We start from the raw sequence: 18,687 nt of genomic DNA, 5'->3' as shown, positions 1-18,687 counted from the left end.
AAAATCAAACGTCAATATACCACGACGGAACGGATGCTTTCCCCGGCGTGCATCAGGTCGAACCCCTTGTTGATCTCTTCAAGGCTGAGGACATGGGTGATCATCGGGTCGATCTCGATCTTGCCGTTCATGTACCAGTCGACGATCTTCGGCACGTCGGTCCGGCCCTTCGCCCCGCCGAATGCGGTCCCGCGCCAGTTGCGCCCGGTGACCAGCTGGAACGGGCGGGTGGCGATCTCCTTGCCTGCCTCCGCCACGCCGATGACGACGCTGGTACCCCAGCCGCGATGGCACGCCTCCAGCGCCTGGCGCATGACGGTCGTGTTGCCGGTGCAGTCGAACGTATAGTCCGCCCCGCCATCGGTCAGCGCGACGAGATGCTGGACGATGTCGCCGCTGACGTCCTTCGGATTGACGAAATGGGTCATGCCGAAGCGACGGCCCCATTCCTCGCGATCCGGGTTGATGTCGACGCCGATAATCATGTTCGCCCCGGCCATGCGCGCGCCCTGCAGCACGTTCAGCCCGATGCCGCCCAGCCCGAAGACGATCACATTGTCGCCGACCTGCACCTTGGCGGTGTTGACCACCGCGCCGACGCCGGTGGTGACGCCGCAGCCGACATAGCAGCTGGTCTGGAACGGCGCATCCTCGCGGATTTTCGCCACCGCGATCTCGGGCAGCACCGTGAAGTTCGAGAAGGTCGAGCAGCCCATATAATGGAAGATCGGCTGGCCCTTGTAGCTGAAGCGGGTCGTGCCGTCGGGCATCAGACCCTTGCCCTGCGTCGCGCGGATCGCGGTGCACAGGTTGGTCTTGCCCGACAGGCACGACTTACACTGGCGGCATTCGGGGGTGTAGAGCGGGATGACGTGATCGCCGATGGCGAGGCTGGTGACGCCCGCGCCGACTTCGCGGACGATGCCGGCGCCTTCGTGGCCCAGCACGCTGGGGAAGATGCCTTCCGAATCCAGCCCGTCGAGCGTGTAGGCGTCGGTGTGGCAGATGCCGGTCGCCATGATCTCGATCAGGACTTCGCCGGCTTTCGGCCCTTCGAGGTCGAGTTCGACGATTTCCAGCGGCTTCTTGGCTTCGAATGCGACGGCGGCGCGGGTCTTCATGGGGCGTCTCCTTTGATCGGGCGGGGTAGCGGGCGCGGGTGGGTATCGGCAAGGGGGTGGGTATCGTTGCGCGGCAGCAGCAGCTATCGTCCGAACGATGGGTTCGACGCGAGGAACGATGCGCAGAGGGTTCGTTGCGGTCATGCTGTCGCTGGCCGGATGTGCTGCGGGCGAGGGCGGCGGTACGGCGCCGCTGACCGCGATCTATTCGCCGCCGGTACGGCCGGGCGGTACCGGGCAGATGATGTTCCTGCCGGCGGGCAAGCCGCTGGCCCTGCCGATCGAGGCGCTGCCCCACAGGTCGGCGTTCGTCGGCGGCAAGGGCGTGTTCCGGGGGGAGGCCGTTCTGGCCGATGCGGCGGCGTGCCGGGCGCGGCTGACCGCCATCGCGGCGCGGGCGACACGGCGCTATCCGACGGCGACCGGGATCACGATCCTGCGCGAGGACGAGGATGTGCTGGCGATCCTGGGTCCATGGACGCAGCCGATGCGGCTGTTGGCGTTCCGCTGCACCGGGGAGCGGATGACCCGCGCGGACGGCATGGCCATGCCGGACATACAGATACCGCCACCGCCCCTGCCACCGATCAAGACCGCCCCGGTGCAGCGATGAAGCGCGCCTGGGTCCTGCTGGCGGCGGGGCTGTCGGCCTGTGCCGGGGGCGATTATCGCCCGGTCAGCGATGCGACGGTCAAGATCGGTGCGCCGTACCGGGTGCGAGGTACGACCTACACGCCGGCAGCGGACCCGACCTATGACATGCTGGGCATGGCCAGCTGGTATGGCAGCGAGTCGGGCCGGCGGACCGCCAGTGGCGAGCGGTTCCGGCCCGGCGGGGTGAGCGCGGCGCATACCACCCTGCCGCTGCCGAGCTATGTCGAGGTGACCGCGCTCGACACCGGGCGGCGGATCCTGGTGCGGGTCAACGATCGCGGGCCGTTTACGGGGCGGGGCCGGATTCTCGACCTGTCGAAGGGCGCGGCCGAGGCGCTGGGCGTACGCGGGGCGGGCGTGGTGCCGGTGCGCGTGCGGGCGGTGTCGCCCGACGAACGCGACCGGGCGCGACTGCGGCGGGGCAAGGCGGCGCGGGAATTGCCGCCGGTGGACGAGCGGACACGGGCGAATTTGCGGGCGCAGCTACGGGCGAGTGGGCTGTAGCGCGGGGCCAAAGTTCACGAAGTTCACACTAGTGGCGTGGTTGCGCAGGGTATCGCCGGGCGCGGAGCGGCGGTCCAAAGTTCACAAAGTTCACACTAGTGACGCAGTTGCGCGCGGCGTGGCGTTTGGTTGTGGCGGCGATGTCAAAGAGCGGGGGCGCGTCGGTCCCGGTGCAATATTGCCGGGGCACGGCTTTGTAGGAAAGCGGTTATCGGGCTGCATCTCCGCCAGCCTCTTGTCCTGTTCGGCCTGTACCGGGACGCCGAGCGCGGTGCGCAGTGCGTCGGGAATCAGTGCGCGGTCATAGGGCTCGCGGGTCAGTTGGCGGTTTTCCTGCGCGCGCCACTGGGTGCCGTAAATCTGCTTCTGGCCGATATTCTGCAGGTAGCGGTCGAGCGTCGCGGCGGCGATCCAGCTGGCTTCCTTCCTGCCGCGTGCCGCCGACGCGAGGGCGAGGCTATGCGCGAGCAGATAGTCCTCCGGCTTGTCACCATGCTGGAACACGAAGGCGGCGGCGTAATAATCCTCCGCCGTCGTCAGCTTGCCTTCGTCGAGCAGGGCGCGGGTCCGCGTGCGTCTGGCGGCGTCGTCGGTCCACATCTTGCGGACGAAGGTCATGTCCTTGAACCATTCCGGTTTCATATTCTCGCGGATCGCCTGATCCTCGGCGAACATCCTTGCCATTTCGGGATTGTCGTGGAGCGGCGCTGTCTGCGCCGTCGCGGGGGTGGCGAGGAACAGGGCGATGATGGCGATCGGCAGGCGGCGCATGGGACCTCGCGGTTTGGGGCGCGGGAAGTGTCGCGTGGGGGGAGGTGGGGGTAAAGGGTGAGCGGGGTGTATCTGCAACCGGGAGATCCCAGCCTTCGCTGGGATGACGATTGTGGCCGGGAGGCCGGTTGGGCGTGCCGCCTGCCGCCTATGACCGGTCTGCTTCCCATCATATCTCGTCGCCCCAGCGTAGGCTGGGGCCTTTTGCGGCGAGGCGCGCGGGTCGCTCGGTTCCAGGACGCAGAAAGGGCGGCCTCTTGCGGGGCCGCCCATTTTGTTTCTGCCAGCGCCGCGGGCAAAGCCCGCGTCGGTCGGGGCCTTGGCCCCGCCGGCCGCTCGCGCCGAGTTTTTGCCTCGGTCCAGCTTTGCTGGACCTTGGCTCGGCGCGACGTCAGCGCGAGTAGAATTCCACGACCAGATTCGGTTCCATCTTCACCGGATAGGGCACTTCGTCCAGCGTCGGGACGCGGGTGAAGGTGACCTTGGTGCCTTCGGCGCCGATATATTCCGGCACGTCACGCTCGGCGAGGGTCTGCGCTTCGAGGACCAACGCCATTTCCTGCGCCTTGGTGCCCAGCGAGATTTCGTCGCCGACATAGCAGCGGCGCGACGCGATGTTGCACTTCACGCCGTTGACGCGGACGTGGCCGTGGCTGACCAGCTGGCGCGCGGCGAACACGGTCGGCGCGAACTTCGCACGGTACACGATCATGTCGAGGCGCTGTTCGAGCAGGCCGATCAGGTTCTGACCGGTGTCGCCCTTCATGCGCGACGCTTCTTCGTAGGTGCGCTTGAACTGCTTCTCGGTGACGTCGCCGTAATAGCCCTTCAGCTTCTGCTTCGCGCGCAGCTGGATGCCGAAGTCCGACATCTTGCCCTTGCGGCGCTGACCGTGCTGGCCGGGGCCGTATTCACGCTTGTTCACCGGGCTCTTGGGGCGACCCCAGATATTCTCGCCAAGGCGGCGATCGAGCTTGTACTTGGCGCTGGAGCGCTTCGACATCGTAAATCCAATGCAATCTGGTATGACGTTTGACCGTCCGGGGACGATCGCGGCTCCCGGTCTTCGCCTCCGACCGAAATCGGGGCCACCGCTTCACCGGGAATGCGGGGCCGAATTGCGAAGCGGCGCGGTTAGCCGGGTCGACCCTCGGAGTCAAGCTGACGTCAATAGGTCTGACGCGCTGTCCGCCGGCGCATGGTATCGGCATCCTGCTCGCCTGCCCTGTCAATCGTGGCCCATTCGGCGGGCGTCCGACATTCGCGCTTCGGTCCCAGTCGTGATCCGGTCGGGTTCGGAACCCGGCGGCATTCACGTTCCGACGTCGGCTTGCCCGGCGAGGGCGTGGGGACCGGCGCCTGGAGAGTGGCCGAGACCAGCAGGAGAAGTAGCGACATCGACCGGCACTCCGTTACTATTTCACATGGGGCAAGCCTAACGCAGACATTTGGATGAGGGAAGGATCGACAGCGGTGGCGCGATTGCTACAACGCGCAGCCATGACGATCCTGCCCGGCCCCGACTGCACCACCATGACCGAAGTCCGCGCAGGGGTGGACGCGCTCGACCGCGAACTGGTCGCGCTGCTGGCGCGGCGCTTTGCGTATATGGATGCGGCGGCGCGGATCAAGCCGGAGCGCGGCGCGGTGCGCGACGAGGGGCGCAAGGCACAGGTGATCGCCAATGCGCGGGCGGCGGCGGTCGAGATGGGCGTGCCGGAGGATGTGGTGGCCGAGCTGTGGGAGCGGCTGGTCGAGGCGTCGATCGGGTATGAGCTGAACAGGTTCGACGCTACGCGGGGGTGATCTAACCTACCCCCCGTTTGCTTCGAGCGCAGGTTCGAGCCTGTCGAGAACCGAAGTCGAGAAGTGGGTGCCTCAAACGACGGCGTTCTCGACGGACGCTTCTCGACTTCGCTCGAAGCTGCTCGAACCGAACGGATTTCCAGTACTACCGCCGCCGCTTGGCCCCATCCAGCGCCGACAGCACGCCGCGCATCGTCCGCACCTCCTGCGACGTCCAGCCGGCCTTCGTCAGTAGCGTCCTGAGCGTCCGGCGTGAGGTCGCGGCGCGTTCGGGGGGATAGAAGAAGCGGGCCGCCTCCAGCATGTCGTCCAGCTGGCCGATCATGCCCTCCAGCTCCTCATGCGGGGCGGGGACGCCGAGGTCGACGGTCGGCGGGCTGGCGAGCCCCTCGCCCTTGGACCATTCGTACGCGACGAGGATCACCGCCTGGGCGAGGTTGAGCGAACCGAATTCCGGGTTGATCGGCACGGTCAGGATGGTGCGGGCCAGCGCGACGTCATCGGTCTCCAGCCCCGAGCGTTCCGGCCCGAACAGGATCGCCGAGCGGCCGGGTTCGGCGCGGATCGCCTGCGCGGCGGCTTCGGGGGTGACGACCGGCTTGGTGATGCCGCGCTTGCGGACCGTCGTCGCATAGACATGGGCGCAGTCGGCGACGGCTTCGGCGACCGTGTCATAGACGGTGGCATCGCGCAGCACCTGATCCGCACCGCTGGCCGCCGGGCCGGCTTCGGGGTTGGGCCAGCCGTCGCGCGGGGCGACGAGGCGCATTTCGACCAGCCCGAAGTTCAGCATGGCGCGCGCGGCCTTGCCGATGTTCTGGCCCAGTTGCGGGCGGACGAGGACGATGACGGGCTGGTTGTTCACAGTTCCCTCCCGTTCGGTTCGAGCAGCATCGAGCCTGTCGAGATGCGGCTGTCGAGAACTCGCCGCCGTCGAAATCGTCGACCAGTCGCCGCGGAACAGCCCTTCCTTCTTCTTGCGCGGCCAGTCCTTGACCTGTGCCTCGCGCTCCAGCGCGTCGGTGCGGGTCTGGAAGGTTTCGTGCCACATCAGTTCGACCGGGCGGCGGTCATGGGTGTAGCCTTCGAAGGTGCCCGATTGATGCTCTGCGATGCGGCGGTCGAGGTCGTCGGTGTGGCCGGTATAGTAGGTGCCGTCCGAGCATTTCAGGATGTAGACGTAGAACATGATAAGCCTTGGGGTTCGGCGACCGGGTTCTCGACGGTCGTATCTCGACAGGCTCGATACTGCTCGAACCGAACGGGGGGAAGGGGGGGGCAGGCGGCCGGGTTTTCGCCGCGTTCTCGACGGACGCTTCTCGACTTCGCTCGAAGCTGCTCGAACCGAACGGAGTGGGTGGAGGCGGGGGGACCTACCCCTTCGCCGCATCCCCGACCGTCCCCGCAAACTCCTCGAAATCCTTCGCCTCGCGGAAGTCTTTATAGACGCTGGCGAAGCGGATGTACGCGACCGGGTCGAGGCCCTGCAGCCCCTCCATCACCAGTTCGCCGATCCGGCCCGAGGGCACTTCGCTGTCGCCTGTGGTCTCCAGCTGGCGCTGGATGCCCGAGACGAGGCGCTCGACCTGCGCGGAGGTGATCGGCCGCTTGCGGCAGGCGGTGGCGACCGAGCGGAGCAGCTTGTCGCGGTCGAAGGGCTGGCGGCGGTCGCCGGACTTCACGACGGTCAGGTCGCGCAGCTGGATGCGTTCGAAGGTGGTGAAGCGCGCGCCGCAGCCCGAACATTGCCGGCGGCGGCGGATGGCGGCGCCATCGTCGCTGGGGCGGCTGTCCTTTACCTGCGTGTCTTCATGGGCGCAAAAGGGACAGCGCATCGCATTTCCTGTTGAACCCGCCGCCCCGCCGATGGCGGGGCGGGCGGGGTGCCGGGCTTAGTAGCGCGGCTGCTTCTTCGACTTGTAATAGGCATAGCCGGCGCCGGCGGCGGCACCGATCAACGGGCCGACGAACGGTACGGGGATGGCGACGACCGCACCAAGGGCACCCCATTTCGCCATGCTCTTGCCGAGCGACTTGTCCTGCATTTCTCGAACTCCTTACAGACCCGGATAGATCGGGAACCGCTCGCACAGCGCCCGAACCCGTGCCTTAACGTCCGCCTCGACCTGCGGGTCCCCGGCTTCGCCCTTGGCGCGCAGCCCGTCGAGGACGTCGGCGACCATGTTGCCGATTTCGGTGAACTCGGCCTTGCCGAAGCCACGGGTGGTGCCGGCGGGCGACCCCACGCGGATGCCGCTGGTCTTGACCGGGGGCAGCGGGTCGAACGGGATGCCGTTCTTGTTGCAGGTGATCGCCGCACGCTCCAGCGCCTCGTCCGCATCCTTGCCGGTGACGCCCAGCGGGGTGAGGTCGATGAGGGCCAGGTGGGTGTCGGTGCCGCCGGCCACGACGTTCGCGCCGCGATCCTTCAAGGTGGCGGCCAGCGTCTGCGCATTTTCGACGACGGCGCGGATATAGTCCTTGAACTCGGGGCGCAACGCTTCGCCGAACGCGACCGCCTTGGCGGCGATGACGTGCATCAGCGGGCCGCCCTGCAGCCCCGGGAACACCGCCGAGTTGATCTTCTTGGCGATGGCTTCGTCATTGGTCAGCACCATGCCGCCGCGCGGGCCGCGCAGCGTCTTGTGCGTGGTGGTGGTGACGACGTCGGCATGGCCGAACGGGGTCGGGTGCAGCCCGGCGGCGACGATGCCGGCGAAATGCGCCATGTCGACCATGAACTTCGCACCCACTTCATCGGCGATCGCGCGGAACTTCGCGAAGTCGATGTGGCGCGGATAGGCCGAGCCGCCGGCGATGATGAGCGTCGGCTTGTGTTCGCGCGCAAGGGCGGCGACCTGATCGTAGTCGATCAGGTGCGTCTCCCGGTCGACGCCATACTGGACCGCGTTGAACCACTTGCCCGACATCGCCGCCTTGGCACCATGGGTCAGGTGGCCGCCGGCATCGAGGCTCATGCCCATGATCGTGTCGCCGGGCTTGGTCAGCGCCAGCATCACCGCGCCGTTGGCCTGCGCACCCGAATGCGGCTGCACGTTGACGAAGCCGCAGCCGAACAGCTGCTTGGCGCGATCGATCGCGAGGCTCTCGACCTCGTCCGACGGGTGGCAGCCCTGATAGTAACGCTTGCCGGGATAGCCCTCGGCATATTTGTTGGTGAAGACGCTGCCCTGTGCCTCCAGCACCGCCTTCGACACGATGTTTTCCGATGCGATCAGCTCGATCTGGTAGCGTTCGCGCTCCAGTTCGTGGGCGACACCCGCGAACACGGCGGGATCGGCATCGGCAAGGGTGGTTTCGAAGAAACCGTCGGGGCGGAACTGGTCGGTCATGGGGCGCGGCTCCCGCTGAAGAAGAGGTCGCGCGCGCTTTACTGCCGACGTCACATAATTGCCACCCGCGGAATCGGGTTTGTCGCCATCCGTGCGCGTCACCCCAGCGAAGGCTGGGATCTCTCGCGGTGATCGATGTGCCTGCCACGGGGAGATCCCAGCCTTCGCTGGGATGACGTGTGCGGCGCGGTATCAGGCGGGCGGGTTGCCCAGCTTGTCGACGCGGCGCTGGTGGCGGTCGCCGCCGAACGGGGTGGACAGGAAGGCGGTCAGGCAGGACTTTGCCATTTCGCTGCCGATCAGCCGCGCGCCCATCGCGAGGACGTTGGCGTCGTTATGCTCGCGCGCGAGCGACGCCGACAGCGGTTCGGACACGAGAGCGCAGCGGCACGCGGCGACGCGGTTGACCGCGATCGAGATGCCGATTCCCGATCCGCACAGCGCGACGCCGAAATCGGCCTCGCCGCCGCCAACTGCCTGACCCAGCTTGTAGCCATAGTCGGGATAGTCGACGCTGGTCGTATCGTGCGGCCCCAGGTCGGCGACTTCGTGCCCCTGGTCATGCAACCAAGTGGCGAGTTCTGCCTTGAGCGTGAGGGCGGCGTGGTCGGATGCGAGTGCGATGCGGGCCATGGCGTGCTTCTAGCGGTCGGGACGCGGCAAGGCTAGGCTCGGTCGCCGGATGGGCAGGAAAGGATGAACGGATGCGTGGAACGATCATCGTGGCGGCGTTGGTGTTGACCGCCTGTGGCGCGAACGAGCGACGCAGCGAGGGCGCGGCGACCCAGGCCGATATCGAGAACAGCGCCGCGACGCCGCTGCCGGCCCCGGTGCCGCCGCGCACCCCCAGCCCGACGCCGACGCCGACCCCCACACCCAGCGCGACGGCCACGGCGACGCCCGGCGCCAATCACTATCTGGGCCGCTGGATCGGGGTCGAGGGCATGGTCCTGAACGTCACCGACCCCGCGCAGGGCGAGGTGAAGCTGGCGATGCAGTACGACCTCGACAACAAGGGCAACTATACCGGCACCATCACGCCCGAGGGCATCCGGTTCGAGCGGAACGGCGAGACGATGCTGCTGCGGCCGAGCGATGGCGATGCGACGGGGCTGAAATGGCTGGCGGGCAAGAAGGACTGCCTGACGGTCAAGTCGGGTGAGGGCTATTGCCGTGACTGATCCGCTGGCCGCACCGGGGCCGGCGCGCGTGCGGCCGCCGGTACCGGCGCTGCTGCTGGGCTATGCCGGGTTGCTGCCGCCGATCATCGGCATCGCATGGCGGCTGATCGACCCGGCGAAGGGCGGCGCGGCGAACGCGCTGGCGCTATTCTATGCCGCGCTGATCCTGAGCTTCCTGGGTGGCATGTGGTGGGGCGCGGCGGCGGCGCGGGTGAGCGGTGCCGCGCTTACCTTCTGGCTGGCGGTCGCGGTCGTGCCGTCGCTGGTTGCGCTGGCGGCGGGGGCGGTGCTGTTCACCTCCGTCGTGTCGGGTGCGGCGATCGTCGCCGCCGGGCTGCTGGGGTCGTTGCTGGTCGACATGGCGCTGGTCCGGGCCGGGCATGTCCCGCCCTGGTGGATGCGGCTGCGCATCCCGCTGTCGGTCGGGCTTGCCGCGCTGACCCTGCTGGCGGGGTTGCTGGCCCAGCCGTAGGTGGGTCGGGTTTCGACAATATGGCTAATGAAGAGTTCACGATTGGTGCGATGCGTTCCAAGTCTTTATCGCGTTGATATCCCTGATTTTGTCGATTAATTTGCGACCATGGAAACAACGTTCGAGCAGGCCCGCGCCGCGCTGGCCTTTCTGGAGCAGCATCGGCTGACGCCGAGCGTCGAATTTTACGAACTGGCGTTGGTATATTTGCGCCAGTCGGACCCGTTACTGGCCGAAGACGTCGACCGGGCGATCGAGCGGGACGGTGCGCTGACCATGGCGCGGGCGGCGGACATCGCGGCGACACTGCGCGAGCGGCGGGCGGTTCCGGGCGATGCGACGGCGCTGACCAGCCGGGTCGCGACGACCGAACGCGAACTGACTGCGCTCCGCGACCAGATCGCGGCGCTCCGCGCGCTGGTGCTGTCGCAGATCGGGGCGGGCGATGACGCCGAGCATGACCGGCTGACCCATGCGCTCAGCCCGGTGGGGGCGCGCCGCATCCTCGAACAGATCGGGCAACGGGACCGACGCCATGTCGTGCTGATGTTCAGCATCGACCGTCTGGTCGCGATCAACCGCGAATTCGGCCATTCGGTCGGCGACAATGTGCTGAACGCCTTTGCCGCCAAGCTGAAGCGCATCTTTCCCGAGCAGGAGGCGATCCGGTGGGGCGGCAACGAATTCATCGTCGCCATTCCCGGACAGACCGCTACCGCCGTCCGCGAACTGGCCGAGGAGGTGCTGGGCCTGCTGGAACAGCGCAACTTCCGGTTGCGCGATACCGGGGCGTCGATCGGCAAGGTCACCGCGTCGGCGGCGGTGGTGTCGGACCATGTCGGCGACATCGACGCGATCCTGCGCGAGGGACGCGCGAAGATCGAGGCGGCGATGGCGGCGGGCGGCAATCGGGTGGAGATGTAGCCTGCGGCGATCCCCCCGGCACGGGGAGGGCGTGCACAGGATTGTGGGGAGGGCGGTCCGCGTATTACGAAACGTCGCGTTGCGAGGCCAGCCCCCTCCACCATCGCCTTCGGCGACGGTTCCCTTCCCCGTGCCGGGGGGGATCTTGCGGTCAGGCCGCCTTCTTCAATTCCAGCCGGCCCCAGATTTCGACCAGCGCGGCGGTCAGTTCGCGCATCATCGCTTCGTCATGCGCCGGGCCGGGGGTGAAGCGCAGCCGTTCGGTGCCGCGCGGCACGGTCGGGTAATTGATCGGTTGCACGTACACACCATATTCGCGCAGCAATATGTCGCTGATCCGCTTGGCCTTTACCGGATCGCCCACCATCAGCGGCACGATGTGCGTCGTCGTGTCCATGACCGGCAGCCCGGCCTGCGTGAACAGCGCCTTGAGCATCGCGGCGGCGGCCTGTTGCCCCTCGCGCTCGGCGGGTGAGGCCTTCAGGTGGCGGACGCTGGCCAAGGCCCCTGCGACCAACACCGGCGACAGCGAGGTCGTGAAGATGAAGCCCGGCGCATAGGAACGGATGACGTCGATCACGGTGCGGTCGGCGGCGATATAGCCGCCCATCACGCCGAACGCCTTGCCCAGCGTGCCCTCGATGATCGTCAGGCGCGATGCGGCATCGTCGCGTTCGGAAATGCCGCCGCCGCGCCTGCCGTACATGCCGACGGCATGGACTTCGTCGAGATAGGTCAGCGCGTTATACTTGTCGGCAAGGTCGCAGATCGCGTGGATCGGCGCGACATCGCCGTCCATGGAATAGACGCTTTCGAAGGCGATCAGCTTGGGCACCGCCGGGTCTTCGGCGGCCAGCAGTTCCTCGAGATGGGCGAGGTCGTTGTGGCGGAACACGCGCTTTTCGCAGCCCGAATGGCGGATGCCGGCGATCATCGACGCGTGGTTGAGTTCGTCGGAAAAGATGATGCAGCCGGGCAGGATGCGCGCGAGCGTCGACAGCGTCGCCTCGTTCGAGACATAGCCCGACGTGAACAGCAGCGCCGCTTCCTTGTCGTGCAGGTCGGCGAGTTCGGTTTCTAGGTCGATGTGATAATGGGTGTTGCCACCGATGTTGCGGGTGCCGCCCGACCCTGCGCCGACATCGTGCAGCGCCTCTTCCATCGCCGCAATCACCGACGGATGCTGGCCCATGGCGAGGTAATCGTTCGAACACCATACGGTGATCGGCTTCGGCCCGTTATGCCCGGCGAAGCAGCGCGCATTGGGGAATTGCCCCTTGTTGCGCAGGATGTCGATGAAGACGCGGTAGCGCCCTTCCTCGTGCAGGCGGTCGATCGCCTGTGCGAAGACACGGTTGTAATCGACCGAGCGGGCCGGAACTGCGTCGATGCTCATGGGGCGGGGGTGTACCTGTTGGCGCGCGCGGTTGCCAGCGGATAAAAGCGGTTACGGTGATCGGCCGGGTTGGACATATTGTCCAAGGGGGGGCGGTTCCCCCCCCCCCCCTTCGTCATCCCAGCGAAGGCTGGGATCTCCCGGTGATGAAGCGCGCGCCTCGCCGCAGAAGGCCCCAGCCTGCGCTGGGGCGACGGACCAGAACAGCGCTACAGCGCCTCGACCGAGGCGAATCCCTGCGACTCCAGCCCCGCCGCGATCGTCCGCTCGCGCTCGCCCAGCCGGGTAAAGACCAGCCGCCCCGGCACCGGTGTTGCGGGCAATTCCTGTCCCGCCGTCAGCGCCACGATGCGCCGGGCGATGCCGGGGCCGCCATCGACGAAGGCGATGTGCGGCGCGACGGCGCGCATCGCATCCTCCAGCAGCGGAAAATGGGTGCAGGCATTGACGATCGTGTCGATCCGGTCGCCGCCCGGTTGCTCGAACAGCCCGGCCAGCTCGGCTGCGATCGCTGCCGGCGGCGGGGGCGTGCCGGCCAGCGCGCCCTCCGCCAGTTCGACCAGCGCCGCCGATCCGTGGCGCAGCACGGTATAGTCGGCGGCGAAGCGGGTGGTCAGGTCGTCGACATAGGGCTGGCGCACCGTCGCCTGCGTGCCGAGTACGCCGATGACCCGAGTCCTGCTCCGTTCCGCCGCGACCTTGATCGCGGGCACGGTGCCGACCACCGGCACGTCGAGTGCCGCGCGCACCACCGGCAGCGCGATGGTCGAGGCGGTGTTGCAGGCGATGACGACGAGGCGCGGGCGATAGCGTTCGACCAGCCGGCCGAGCAGTGCCGGCACCCGCGCCGCGATCTCGCCCTCGGTGCGGATGCCATAGGGGAAGCCGGCCGAGTCGGCGGCATAGACGATCGGCGCGGTCGGCAGCAGCCTGGCGGTCGGCGCGACCACCGACAGGCCGCCCACGCCCGAATCGAAGAACAGGATCGGTTGCGCCGGATCGGCCATGGTCGTCTCGGTACTCCACTGGCATCGGCGCCTGCGTTGCAAGCCGCCGCCGAACCCCTTACCCTGAACTTCACAGACGGCAAGTTACGGGGGCGATCCTGCCGAGCGACATTCTCTGGTTCCCGCCGGTGGCGGCGTTGTTGATCGGCTATCTGCTCGGATCGATTCCGTGGGGCATCCTGCTCACGCGGATCGCCGGGGCGGGCGATCTGCGCGCGATCGGATCGGGCAATATCGGCGCGACCAACGTGCTGCGCACCGGGCGAAAGGGGCTGGCGGCGGCGACGCTGCTGCTCGACCTGCTGAAAGGCGCGGCGGCGGTGTGGATCGTGGCAGCGCTGTTCCCGGGCGAGGAGCTGGTCGCGGGCGCGGCGGCGTTCGTCGGGCATTGCTATCCGCTGTGGCTGCGCTTTCGCGGCGGCAAGGGCGTGGCGACGATGATGGGCGTGGTCGTGGCGCTCAGCCCGATCGCGGGCCTCGTCTATGCGATCGTCTGGCTGGGGCTGCTGGGAATAGTGCGGATTTCGTCGGTCGCGGGCATGGCGGCGGCGGTGGCCGCGCCGATCGCGGCGGCGGCGGTCGGGCGGTTCGACCTGGCGGTGCTGTTCCTCGGCCTCGCGCTGATCGTGTTGTGGAAGCATCGCGAGAATATCGCGCGGCTGGTGGCGGGGCAGGAGCCGAGGATCGGCCGCAAGCGTGACTGAGGCTATGGTCGAGCGGGCCGGTGCCGCCGACCAGAACGCCGCGCGGTTCGCGGCGCTGCGGCTGATCCGCTCGGCGAATATCGGGCCGGTCACGTTCCGCGCGCTGATCGAGCGCTATGGCGATGCGGTGGAGGCGATCGAGGCGCTGCCGATGCTGGCGGCGCGCGGCGGCGGGCGCGCGCCGGTGCTGGCCGACGACGCCGCCGTCCGGCGTGAGATCGCGACCGTTCGCGGGCTGGGCGGGCGCTATCTGCTGCTCGGCGATCCCGATTATCCGGCGTTGTTGGCGGAGATCGACAGCGCGCCGCCCGCACTGATCGTGCGGGGCGACCTGTCGCTGCTGACGCGACCGATGGTGGCGATGGTCGGCGCGCGCAATGCGTCCGCCGCGGCATGTCGCTTCGCACGGGGACTGGCCGAGGAACTGGGCGCGGCGGGCTATTGCGTCGTGTCCGGGCTGGCGCGCGGGATCGATACGGCGGTGCATCAGGGAGCGATCGGCCACGCCACGATCGGCGTCATCGCCAGCGGGATCGATGTCGTCTTCCCGCCGGAAAACGCCGCCTTGCAGGAGGACGTTGCGACGCGTGGGCTGCTGGTGGCCGAACAGCCGCCGGGGACGCAGCCGCTCGCGCGGCATTTCCCGTCGCGCAACCGGATCATCGCCGGGCTGGCGCTGGGTACGGTGGTGGTGGAGGCGGCACCCCGATCGGGGTCGCTCATCACCGCGCGGCTGGCCGGGGAAGCGGGCCGCGAGGTGATGGCGGTGCCCGGATCGCCGCTCGACCCCCGTGCGCAGGGTTGCAATGCGTTGATCCGCGAGGGGGCGACGTTGGTGCAGAATGCGGCGGACGTCGCGGAAATGCTGCGCCCGATCGACGCGCGGGCGCTACGTTCGCCCGGCGCGGCCTATCGCTCCGAACCGGTGGCGGCGGACGCCAGCGAAGCGGAGCGCGCGCGGATCGCCGGACTGCTCGGCCCGGTGCCGGTAGCGGTCGACGAACTGGTGCGGCAGTCGGGATGCGCGACGCCGGTGGTGCAGACGGTGCTGCTGGAACTGGAACTGGCCGGGCGGCTGGAGCGGCATGCCGGGGGGCGGGTCAGTCTGGCGTAGCGTTTAACCGTTTGTTTCCGGGCGCGTCCTCATGCTGGCCGAAACGGTTGGAGGATAGCATGACGGTTGAACTGGCCCGCGCCGAGGGTAACAGGGCGCGAGCATTCTGGCAGCGCGAGGGCGAACGGATTCGCCGGACGCTTCGCACGCCGCAATGTGTTCGGCTGCACAAGAACGACATTCGTAACATCGATGTCCGACACATGCATAACCGGTTTGGCTGGCAGGCCGGCGGACAGACGCTTTGCGCAGGTGCCCTATATCGCACCGAAGACTTCATGGCGCTTCCCGAAGCCGATCGTTGCGGCACCAAGGCGCTGGGCCAGACGGTGCACATCGAACACACGGTGCCGGTCGCGACGCTGACCCGTTGCATCGTCGGTTCCGATCGGATCGATCCGGAGGATACGGTGCTGTGGGTTCTGACCCATTCGGTCGTGACCGGTGTCACTGACGGTCCGACCGGGGAACGGCATCGTATGGTACGGCGCGGTCAGGCCACGCGATCCCATGCGCTCACGCCGGACCATGCCGATCACGACCGCCCGTTCCGACGCTACGATCCCGCCGGGCACAGTCCGATCTGGGACCTAGTGCGGGGCAAACGGATCGATCCAGAACGGTTCAGCTTTTTGGATCACCGCGAAAATATCGCGATGGCGTTGCGTTGGGCGGCGCTGGACGATTGGGCGGACCGCATGGCGGCGTGACCGTCATACGGGATTAACAACCTGCGACTTGACGTAGCGGTCCCCGCCTCCCCACTCTCGTACGCGTACGCACAAGGACCGACCGCCACATCATGCAACTCGTCATCGTCGAATCGCCCGCCAAGGCGAAGACCATCGAAAAATATCTGGGGTCGGATTACCGCGTCCTCGCCTCCTATGGCCATGTCCGCGACCTGCCGCCCAAGGACGGGTCGGTGAACCCCGACGAGGGGTTCGCGATGGATTGGGAGACGTACGCCGACAAGACGAAGCAGTTGAAGGCGATCACCGATCTGGCCAAGACTGCCGACCGCCTGATCCTCGCCACCGACCCTGATCGCGAGGGCGAGGCGATCAGCTGGCATGTGCAGGAAGTGCTGAAGAAGCGCCGCGCGCTGCCCAAGGAGGTCGAGCGCGTCACGTTCAACGCGATCACGAAGCCGGCGATCCTGGCGGCGATGAAGGCACCGCGCGACCTCGATACCGACCTGATCGATGCGTATCGGGCGCGCCGCGCGCTCGATTATCTGGTCGGCTTCACGCTGTCGCCGGTGCTGTGGCGCAAGCTGCCCGGCGCCAAGTCGGCGGGGCGGGTGCAGTCGGTCGCCCTGCGCCTGCTGGTCGAGCGCGAGCGTGAGATCGAGACCTTCAAAGCTCAGGAATATTGGTCGGTCATTGCCCGGATGGAGGCCGACGGCACGCCGTTCGATGCGCGGCTGGTGAAGCTCAAGGGCAAGAAGCTCGACAAGCTGTCGCTGGGCGATGCCGGATCGGCCGAGGTCGCGAAGGCGGCGGTTGTCGATGGCCGATTCACCGTCGTCAATGTCGAGACGAAGCCCGCGACGCGCAACCCGCCGCCGCCCTTCACCACCTCGACGCTGCAACAGGAAGCCGCGCGCAAGCTGGGTTTCTCGGCCAGCCACACGATGCGGATCGCCCAGTCGCTCTACGAGGACGGCGCGATCACGTACATGCGGACCGACGGCGTGCAGATGGACGGATCGGCGATCGATGCCGCGCGCGGGGCGATCGCCAACCGCTATGACGGCAGCTATGTCCCGGACAAGCCGCGCCAGTATCAGACCAAGGCCAAGAATGCGCAGGAAGCGCACGAGGCGATCCGCCCGACCGACTTTTCGAAGGACCGTGCCGGATCGGGCGATCATGCGCGGCTGTACGACCTGATCTGGAAGCGGGCACTGGCCAGCCAGATGGCGTCGGCGCGACTGGAGCGGACGGCCGTCGAGCTGGAGGACCAGACCGGCCAGACCGGCCTGCGCGCAACGGGCCAGGTCGTGCTCTTCCCCGGCTATCTCGCGCTATACGAAGAGGGCCGCGACGATGCGGCGGACGAGGATTCGCGCCGCCTGCCGCTGCTGCGCTCGGGCGATGCCCCGGCCAAGAAGGACGTGGTCGCCGAACAGCATTTCACCCAGCCGCCGCCGCGCTTTTCCGAAGCGTCGCTGGTCAAGCGTCTGGAGGAACTGGGGATCGGCCGTCCGTCAACCTATGCCTCGATCATCCAGGTGCTGAAGGATCGCGGCTATGTCCGCGTCGAGAAGAACCGCTTCTTCGCCGAGGAGACCGGGCGGCTGCTGACCGCGTTCCTTGAACGATTCTTCGAGAAATATGTCGGCTACGACTTCACCGCCGAGCTGGAGGAAGAGTTGGACGACGTATCGGGCGGCCGTGCCGAATGGCAGGCAGTGCTCGAAGCCTTCTGGCGCGACTTCAAGCCACGCACCGCCGAGGTGATGGAACAGCAGCCGAGCGCCATCACCGCCGAGCTGGACCAGTTCCTCGGATCGTACCTGTTTCCCGAAAAGGCGGATGGCAGCGACCCGCGCCTGTGCCCGAATTGCGGCGAAGGGCGGCTTGCGATGCGCGGCGGCAAGTTCGGCGCGTTCATCGCCTGCTCCAACTATCCCGAGTGCAAATACACCCGCCGTTTCGCGCAGCCGGGCGGGGATGACGGCGGCGATGCCGGTCCCGAAGGGCTGGGCAAGGACCCGGAGACCGGGCTGGAGGTCGAGCGGAAGTCGGGGCGCTTCGGCCCCTATATCCAGCTGGGCGAGGGCAAGGACGCCAAGCGCGCGTCGATTCCGAAGGATATCGGCGAGCTGACCCTCGAATGGGCGCTCAAGCTGCTGAGCCTGCCGCGCACCATCGGCAACCATCCGGAAACGGGTGAGCCGATCGAGGCGGCGATCGGGCGCTATGGCCCGTATCTCAAGCACGCCGGCAAATATGCCCGGTTGCAGTCGACGGCGGACGTGTTCGAAACCGGCATGAACGCGGCGGTGGTGAAGCTGGCCGAAGCGGCGGCGGGCGGCGGGCGTCCGGCGCGGGGTGCTGCGAAGGAACCGTTGAAGGTGCTAGGCGCGCATCCCCGCACCGAAGCGGAGATCAGGCTGATGGAGGGGCGCTATGGCCCCTATGTCACCGACGGCACGACCAATGCGACGATCCCGAAATCGGTCGAACCCAATGCGCTGACGCTGGAGGAAGCCGCCCAGTTGATCGACGACCGCGCGGCGGCGGCCCCGGCCAAGGGCAAGAAGAAGCCGGCGGCGAAGAAGGCCGCGCCGAAAAAGGCGGCAGCGAAGGATGCACCCGCCAAGAAGGCGCCTGCGAAGAAGGCTGCGGCGAAGAAGCCGGCGGCCAAGGCGTAGCGCGCAGCACCATCGTCACTCCGGCGAAGGCGGGAGTCCATCAGCGCCAGCGTCGCGGATCCTGCCCCGGCGTTGGCGCTTATGGATTCCCGCCTTCGCGGGAATGACGGAGGGGAAGGGTAAGACGCCCAATATTGTGCTGGTCACGGGACTGCTTTCGCAGACGCGACCCTAGGCGGCGTGGACAAATTTGAGCCAGTATCTTGCGGTGGCGAGGTGGACCATGCCGAGGAAGCTGCTGGCCAGCTGGTCGTAACGTGTGGCTCTGGCGCGGTTGATCTTGAGGTGGCCGAACATG

The 18,687-nt window shown here is 67.5% G+C and carries 20 protein-coding genes; 10 read left to right on the top strand and 10 right to left on the bottom strand.

What is annotated here, in order from left to right; translation table 11 throughout:
• Nucleotides 1-11: 11 nt before the first annotated feature.
• Nucleotides 12-1,121, bottom strand: a complete 1,110-nt coding sequence (locus MF609_RS19215) for an S-(hydroxymethyl)glutathione dehydrogenase/class III alcohol dehydrogenase (RefSeq protein WP_242417686.1) — start codon at nucleotides 1,119-1,121, stop codon at nucleotides 12-14.
• Nucleotides 1,122-1,239: 118 nt separating this feature from the next.
• On the opposite strand from MF609_RS19215, the gene MF609_RS19210 reads away from it, so the two are divergent.
• Together MF609_RS19210 and MF609_RS19205 are read left to right on the top strand one after the other, a co-directional pair.
• Nucleotides 1,240-1,734, top strand: coding sequence for a hypothetical protein (locus MF609_RS19210; RefSeq protein ID WP_242417685.1), 495 nt, complete (start codon nucleotides 1,240-1,242; stop codon nucleotides 1,732-1,734).
• Nucleotides 1,731-2,279, top strand: coding sequence for a septal ring lytic transglycosylase RlpA family protein (locus MF609_RS19205; RefSeq protein ID WP_242417684.1), 549 nt, complete (start codon nucleotides 1,731-1,733; stop codon nucleotides 2,277-2,279). The genes MF609_RS19210 and MF609_RS19205 overlap by 4 nt, the downstream gene beginning before the upstream one ends.
• A 90-nt stretch (nucleotides 2,280-2,369) precedes the next feature.
• Here MF609_RS19205 and MF609_RS19200 read toward each other — a convergent pair whose 3' ends face one another.
• Both MF609_RS19200 and rpsD read right to left on the bottom strand, forming a co-directional pair.
• A complete protein-coding gene (locus tag MF609_RS19200) occupies nucleotides 2,370-3,050 on the bottom strand; it encodes a hypothetical protein (RefSeq protein ID WP_242417683.1) in 681 nt (226 codons plus the stop codon).
• A gap of 391 nt (nucleotides 3,051-3,441) precedes the next feature.
• Complete coding sequence (gene rpsD / locus MF609_RS19195; protein WP_242417682.1) at nucleotides 3,442-4,053, bottom strand: 30S ribosomal protein S4; 612 nt, start codon at nucleotides 4,051-4,053, stop codon at nucleotides 3,442-3,444.
• Nucleotides 4,054-4,550: 497 nt separating this feature from the next.
• On the opposite strand from rpsD, the gene MF609_RS19190 reads away from it, so the two are divergent.
• Nucleotides 4,551-4,856, top strand: coding sequence for a chorismate mutase (locus tag MF609_RS19190; protein WP_242417681.1), 306 nt, complete (start codon nucleotides 4,551-4,553; stop codon nucleotides 4,854-4,856).
• A 145-nt stretch (nucleotides 4,857-5,001) separates the two neighbouring features.
• Here the strand turns inward: MF609_RS19190 and MF609_RS19185 are convergent, their stop codons facing one another.
• The 5 genes from MF609_RS19185 to rpiB form a co-directional block, all read right to left on the bottom strand.
• Nucleotides 5,002-6,048 (bottom strand): TrmH family RNA methyltransferase, encoded by a 1,047-nt coding sequence (locus MF609_RS19185; RefSeq protein ID WP_242417698.1) that lies wholly within the window; start codon nucleotides 6,046-6,048, stop codon nucleotides 5,002-5,004.
• A 181-nt stretch (nucleotides 6,049-6,229) separates the two neighbouring features.
• Complete coding sequence (gene nrdR / locus MF609_RS19180; RefSeq protein WP_242417680.1) at nucleotides 6,230-6,691, bottom strand: transcriptional regulator NrdR; 462 nt, start codon at nucleotides 6,689-6,691, stop codon at nucleotides 6,230-6,232.
• 57 nt (nucleotides 6,692-6,748) lie between these two features.
• The gene (locus tag MF609_RS19175; protein WP_164516066.1) at nucleotides 6,749-6,901 is read right to left on the bottom strand and encodes a hypothetical protein; all 153 of its coding nucleotides are present in this window, start codon (nucleotides 6,899-6,901) and stop codon (nucleotides 6,749-6,751) included.
• Between the two features lie 12 nt (nucleotides 6,902-6,913).
• Nucleotides 6,914-8,209 carry a serine hydroxymethyltransferase gene (glyA, locus tag MF609_RS19170; RefSeq protein ID WP_242417679.1) on the bottom strand — a complete coding sequence of 432 codons (1,296 nt, stop codon included), beginning with the start codon at nucleotides 8,207-8,209 and terminating at the stop codon, nucleotides 6,914-6,916.
• A gap of 192 nt (nucleotides 8,210-8,401) precedes the next feature.
• Nucleotides 8,402-8,842, bottom strand: a complete 441-nt coding sequence (gene rpiB, locus MF609_RS19165; protein WP_242417678.1) for a ribose 5-phosphate isomerase B — start codon at nucleotides 8,840-8,842, stop codon at nucleotides 8,402-8,404.
• Between the two features lie 71 nt (nucleotides 8,843-8,913).
• Here rpiB and MF609_RS19160 point away from each other — a divergent pair, with 71 nt between their 5' ends.
• The 3 genes from MF609_RS19160 (at nucleotide 8,914) to MF609_RS19150 (ending at nucleotide 10,786) form a co-directional block, all read left to right on the top strand.
• A complete protein-coding gene (locus MF609_RS19160; RefSeq protein WP_242417677.1) occupies nucleotides 8,914-9,390 on the top strand; it encodes a hypothetical protein in 477 nt (158 codons plus the stop codon).
• Entirely contained in the window at nucleotides 9,383-9,862 is a 480-nt protein-coding gene (locus MF609_RS19155; RefSeq protein ID WP_242417676.1) for a DUF3429 domain-containing protein, read from the top strand. Before MF609_RS19160 ends, MF609_RS19155 begins: the two co-directional genes overlap by 8 nt.
• A 108-nt stretch (nucleotides 9,863-9,970) precedes the next feature.
• Nucleotides 9,971-10,786, top strand: a complete 816-nt coding sequence (locus tag MF609_RS19150; protein WP_242417675.1) for a GGDEF domain-containing protein — start codon at nucleotides 9,971-9,973, stop codon at nucleotides 10,784-10,786.
• Between the two features lie 151 nt (nucleotides 10,787-10,937).
• On the opposite strand, the gene hemA is transcribed toward MF609_RS19150, so the two are convergent.
• Both hemA and murI read right to left on the bottom strand, forming a co-directional pair.
• Nucleotides 10,938-12,182: a 5-aminolevulinate synthase gene (hemA, locus tag MF609_RS19145; protein ID WP_242417674.1), complete on the bottom strand. Its 1,245-nt coding sequence runs from the start codon at nucleotides 12,180-12,182 to the stop codon at nucleotides 10,938-10,940.
• 209 nt (nucleotides 12,183-12,391) lie between these two features.
• Nucleotides 12,392-13,189 carry a glutamate racemase gene (gene murI, locus MF609_RS19140; protein ID WP_242417673.1) on the bottom strand — a complete coding sequence of 266 codons (798 nt, stop codon included), beginning with the start codon at nucleotides 13,187-13,189 and terminating at the stop codon, nucleotides 12,392-12,394.
• Between the two features lie 137 nt (nucleotides 13,190-13,326).
• Between murI and plsY the strand changes: the two genes are divergently transcribed.
• The 4 genes from plsY (at nucleotide 13,327) to topA (ending at nucleotide 18,389) form a co-directional block, all read left to right on the top strand.
• Entirely contained in the window at nucleotides 13,327-13,893 is a 567-nt protein-coding gene (gene plsY / locus MF609_RS19135; RefSeq protein ID WP_242417697.1) for a glycerol-3-phosphate 1-O-acyltransferase PlsY, read from the top strand.
• A 4-nt stretch (nucleotides 13,894-13,897) separates the two neighbouring features.
• Complete coding sequence (gene dprA / locus MF609_RS19130) at nucleotides 13,898-15,007, top strand: DNA-processing protein DprA (protein ID WP_242417696.1); 1,110 nt, start codon at nucleotides 13,898-13,900, stop codon at nucleotides 15,005-15,007.
• A gap of 59 nt (nucleotides 15,008-15,066) precedes the next feature.
• A complete protein-coding gene (locus MF609_RS19125; protein WP_242417672.1) occupies nucleotides 15,067-15,717 on the top strand; it encodes a hypothetical protein in 651 nt (216 codons plus the stop codon).
• A 92-nt stretch (nucleotides 15,718-15,809) separates the two neighbouring features.
• Nucleotides 15,810-18,389, top strand: coding sequence for a type I DNA topoisomerase (topA, locus tag MF609_RS19120; RefSeq protein ID WP_242417671.1), 2,580 nt, complete (start codon nucleotides 15,810-15,812; stop codon nucleotides 18,387-18,389).
• The last annotated feature ends 298 nt before the right edge of the window (nucleotides 18,390-18,687 follow it).

This window comes from Sphingomonas panni, assembly GCF_022664435.1.
Lineage (GTDB): Bacteria > Pseudomonadota > Alphaproteobacteria > Sphingomonadales > Sphingomonadaceae > Sphingomonas > Sphingomonas panni.
This window is presented reverse-complemented; position numbering and strand designations above follow the sequence as displayed.

Bases quoted from the DNA above. Each gene is read 5' to 3' on its own strand.
- MF609_RS19190 (WP_242417681.1), top strand. From the start codon at position 4,551: ATGACGATCCTGCCCGGCCCCGACTGCACCACCATGACCGAAGTCCGC.
- glyA (WP_242417679.1), bottom strand. From the start codon at position 8,209: ATGACCGACCAGTTCCGCCCCGACGGTTTCTTCGAAACCACCCTTGCC.
- MF609_RS19215 (WP_242417686.1), bottom strand. From the start codon at position 1,121: ATGAAGACCCGCGCCGCCGTCGCATTCGAAGCCAAGAAGCCGCTGGAA.
- topA (WP_242417671.1), top strand. From the start codon at position 15,810: ATGCAACTCGTCATCGTCGAATCGCCCGCCAAGGCGAAGACCATCGAA.
- MF609_RS19150 (WP_242417675.1), top strand. From the start codon at position 9,971: ATGGAAACAACGTTCGAGCAGGCCCGCGCCGCGCTGGCCTTTCTGGAG.
- MF609_RS19175 (WP_164516066.1), bottom strand. From the start codon at position 6,901: ATGCAGGACAAGTCGCTCGGCAAGAGCATGGCGAAATGGGGTGCCCTT.
- dprA (WP_242417696.1), top strand. From the start codon at position 13,898: ATGGTCGAGCGGGCCGGTGCCGCCGACCAGAACGCCGCGCGGTTCGCG.
- murI (WP_242417673.1), bottom strand. From the start codon at position 13,189: ATGGCCGATCCGGCGCAACCGATCCTGTTCTTCGATTCGGGCGTGGGC.
- MF609_RS19210 (WP_242417685.1), top strand. From the start codon at position 1,240: ATGCGCAGAGGGTTCGTTGCGGTCATGCTGTCGCTGGCCGGATGTGCT.
- MF609_RS19125 (WP_242417672.1), top strand. From the start codon at position 15,067: ATGACGGTTGAACTGGCCCGCGCCGAGGGTAACAGGGCGCGAGCATTC.
- rpiB (WP_242417678.1), bottom strand. From the start codon at position 8,842: ATGGCCCGCATCGCACTCGCATCCGACCACGCCGCCCTCACGCTCAAG.
- nrdR (WP_242417680.1), bottom strand. From the start codon at position 6,691: ATGCGCTGTCCCTTTTGCGCCCATGAAGACACGCAGGTAAAGGACAGC.
- MF609_RS19205 (WP_242417684.1), top strand. From the start codon at position 1,731: ATGAAGCGCGCCTGGGTCCTGCTGGCGGCGGGGCTGTCGGCCTGTGCC.
- rpsD (WP_242417682.1), bottom strand. From the start codon at position 4,053: ATGTCGAAGCGCTCCAGCGCCAAGTACAAGCTCGATCGCCGCCTTGGC.
- hemA (WP_242417674.1), bottom strand. From the start codon at position 12,182: ATGAGCATCGACGCAGTTCCGGCCCGCTCGGTCGATTACAACCGTGTC.
- MF609_RS19200 (WP_242417683.1), bottom strand. From the start codon at position 3,050: ATGCGCCGCCTGCCGATCGCCATCATCGCCCTGTTCCTCGCCACCCCC.
- MF609_RS19160 (WP_242417677.1), top strand. From the start codon at position 8,914: ATGCGTGGAACGATCATCGTGGCGGCGTTGGTGTTGACCGCCTGTGGC.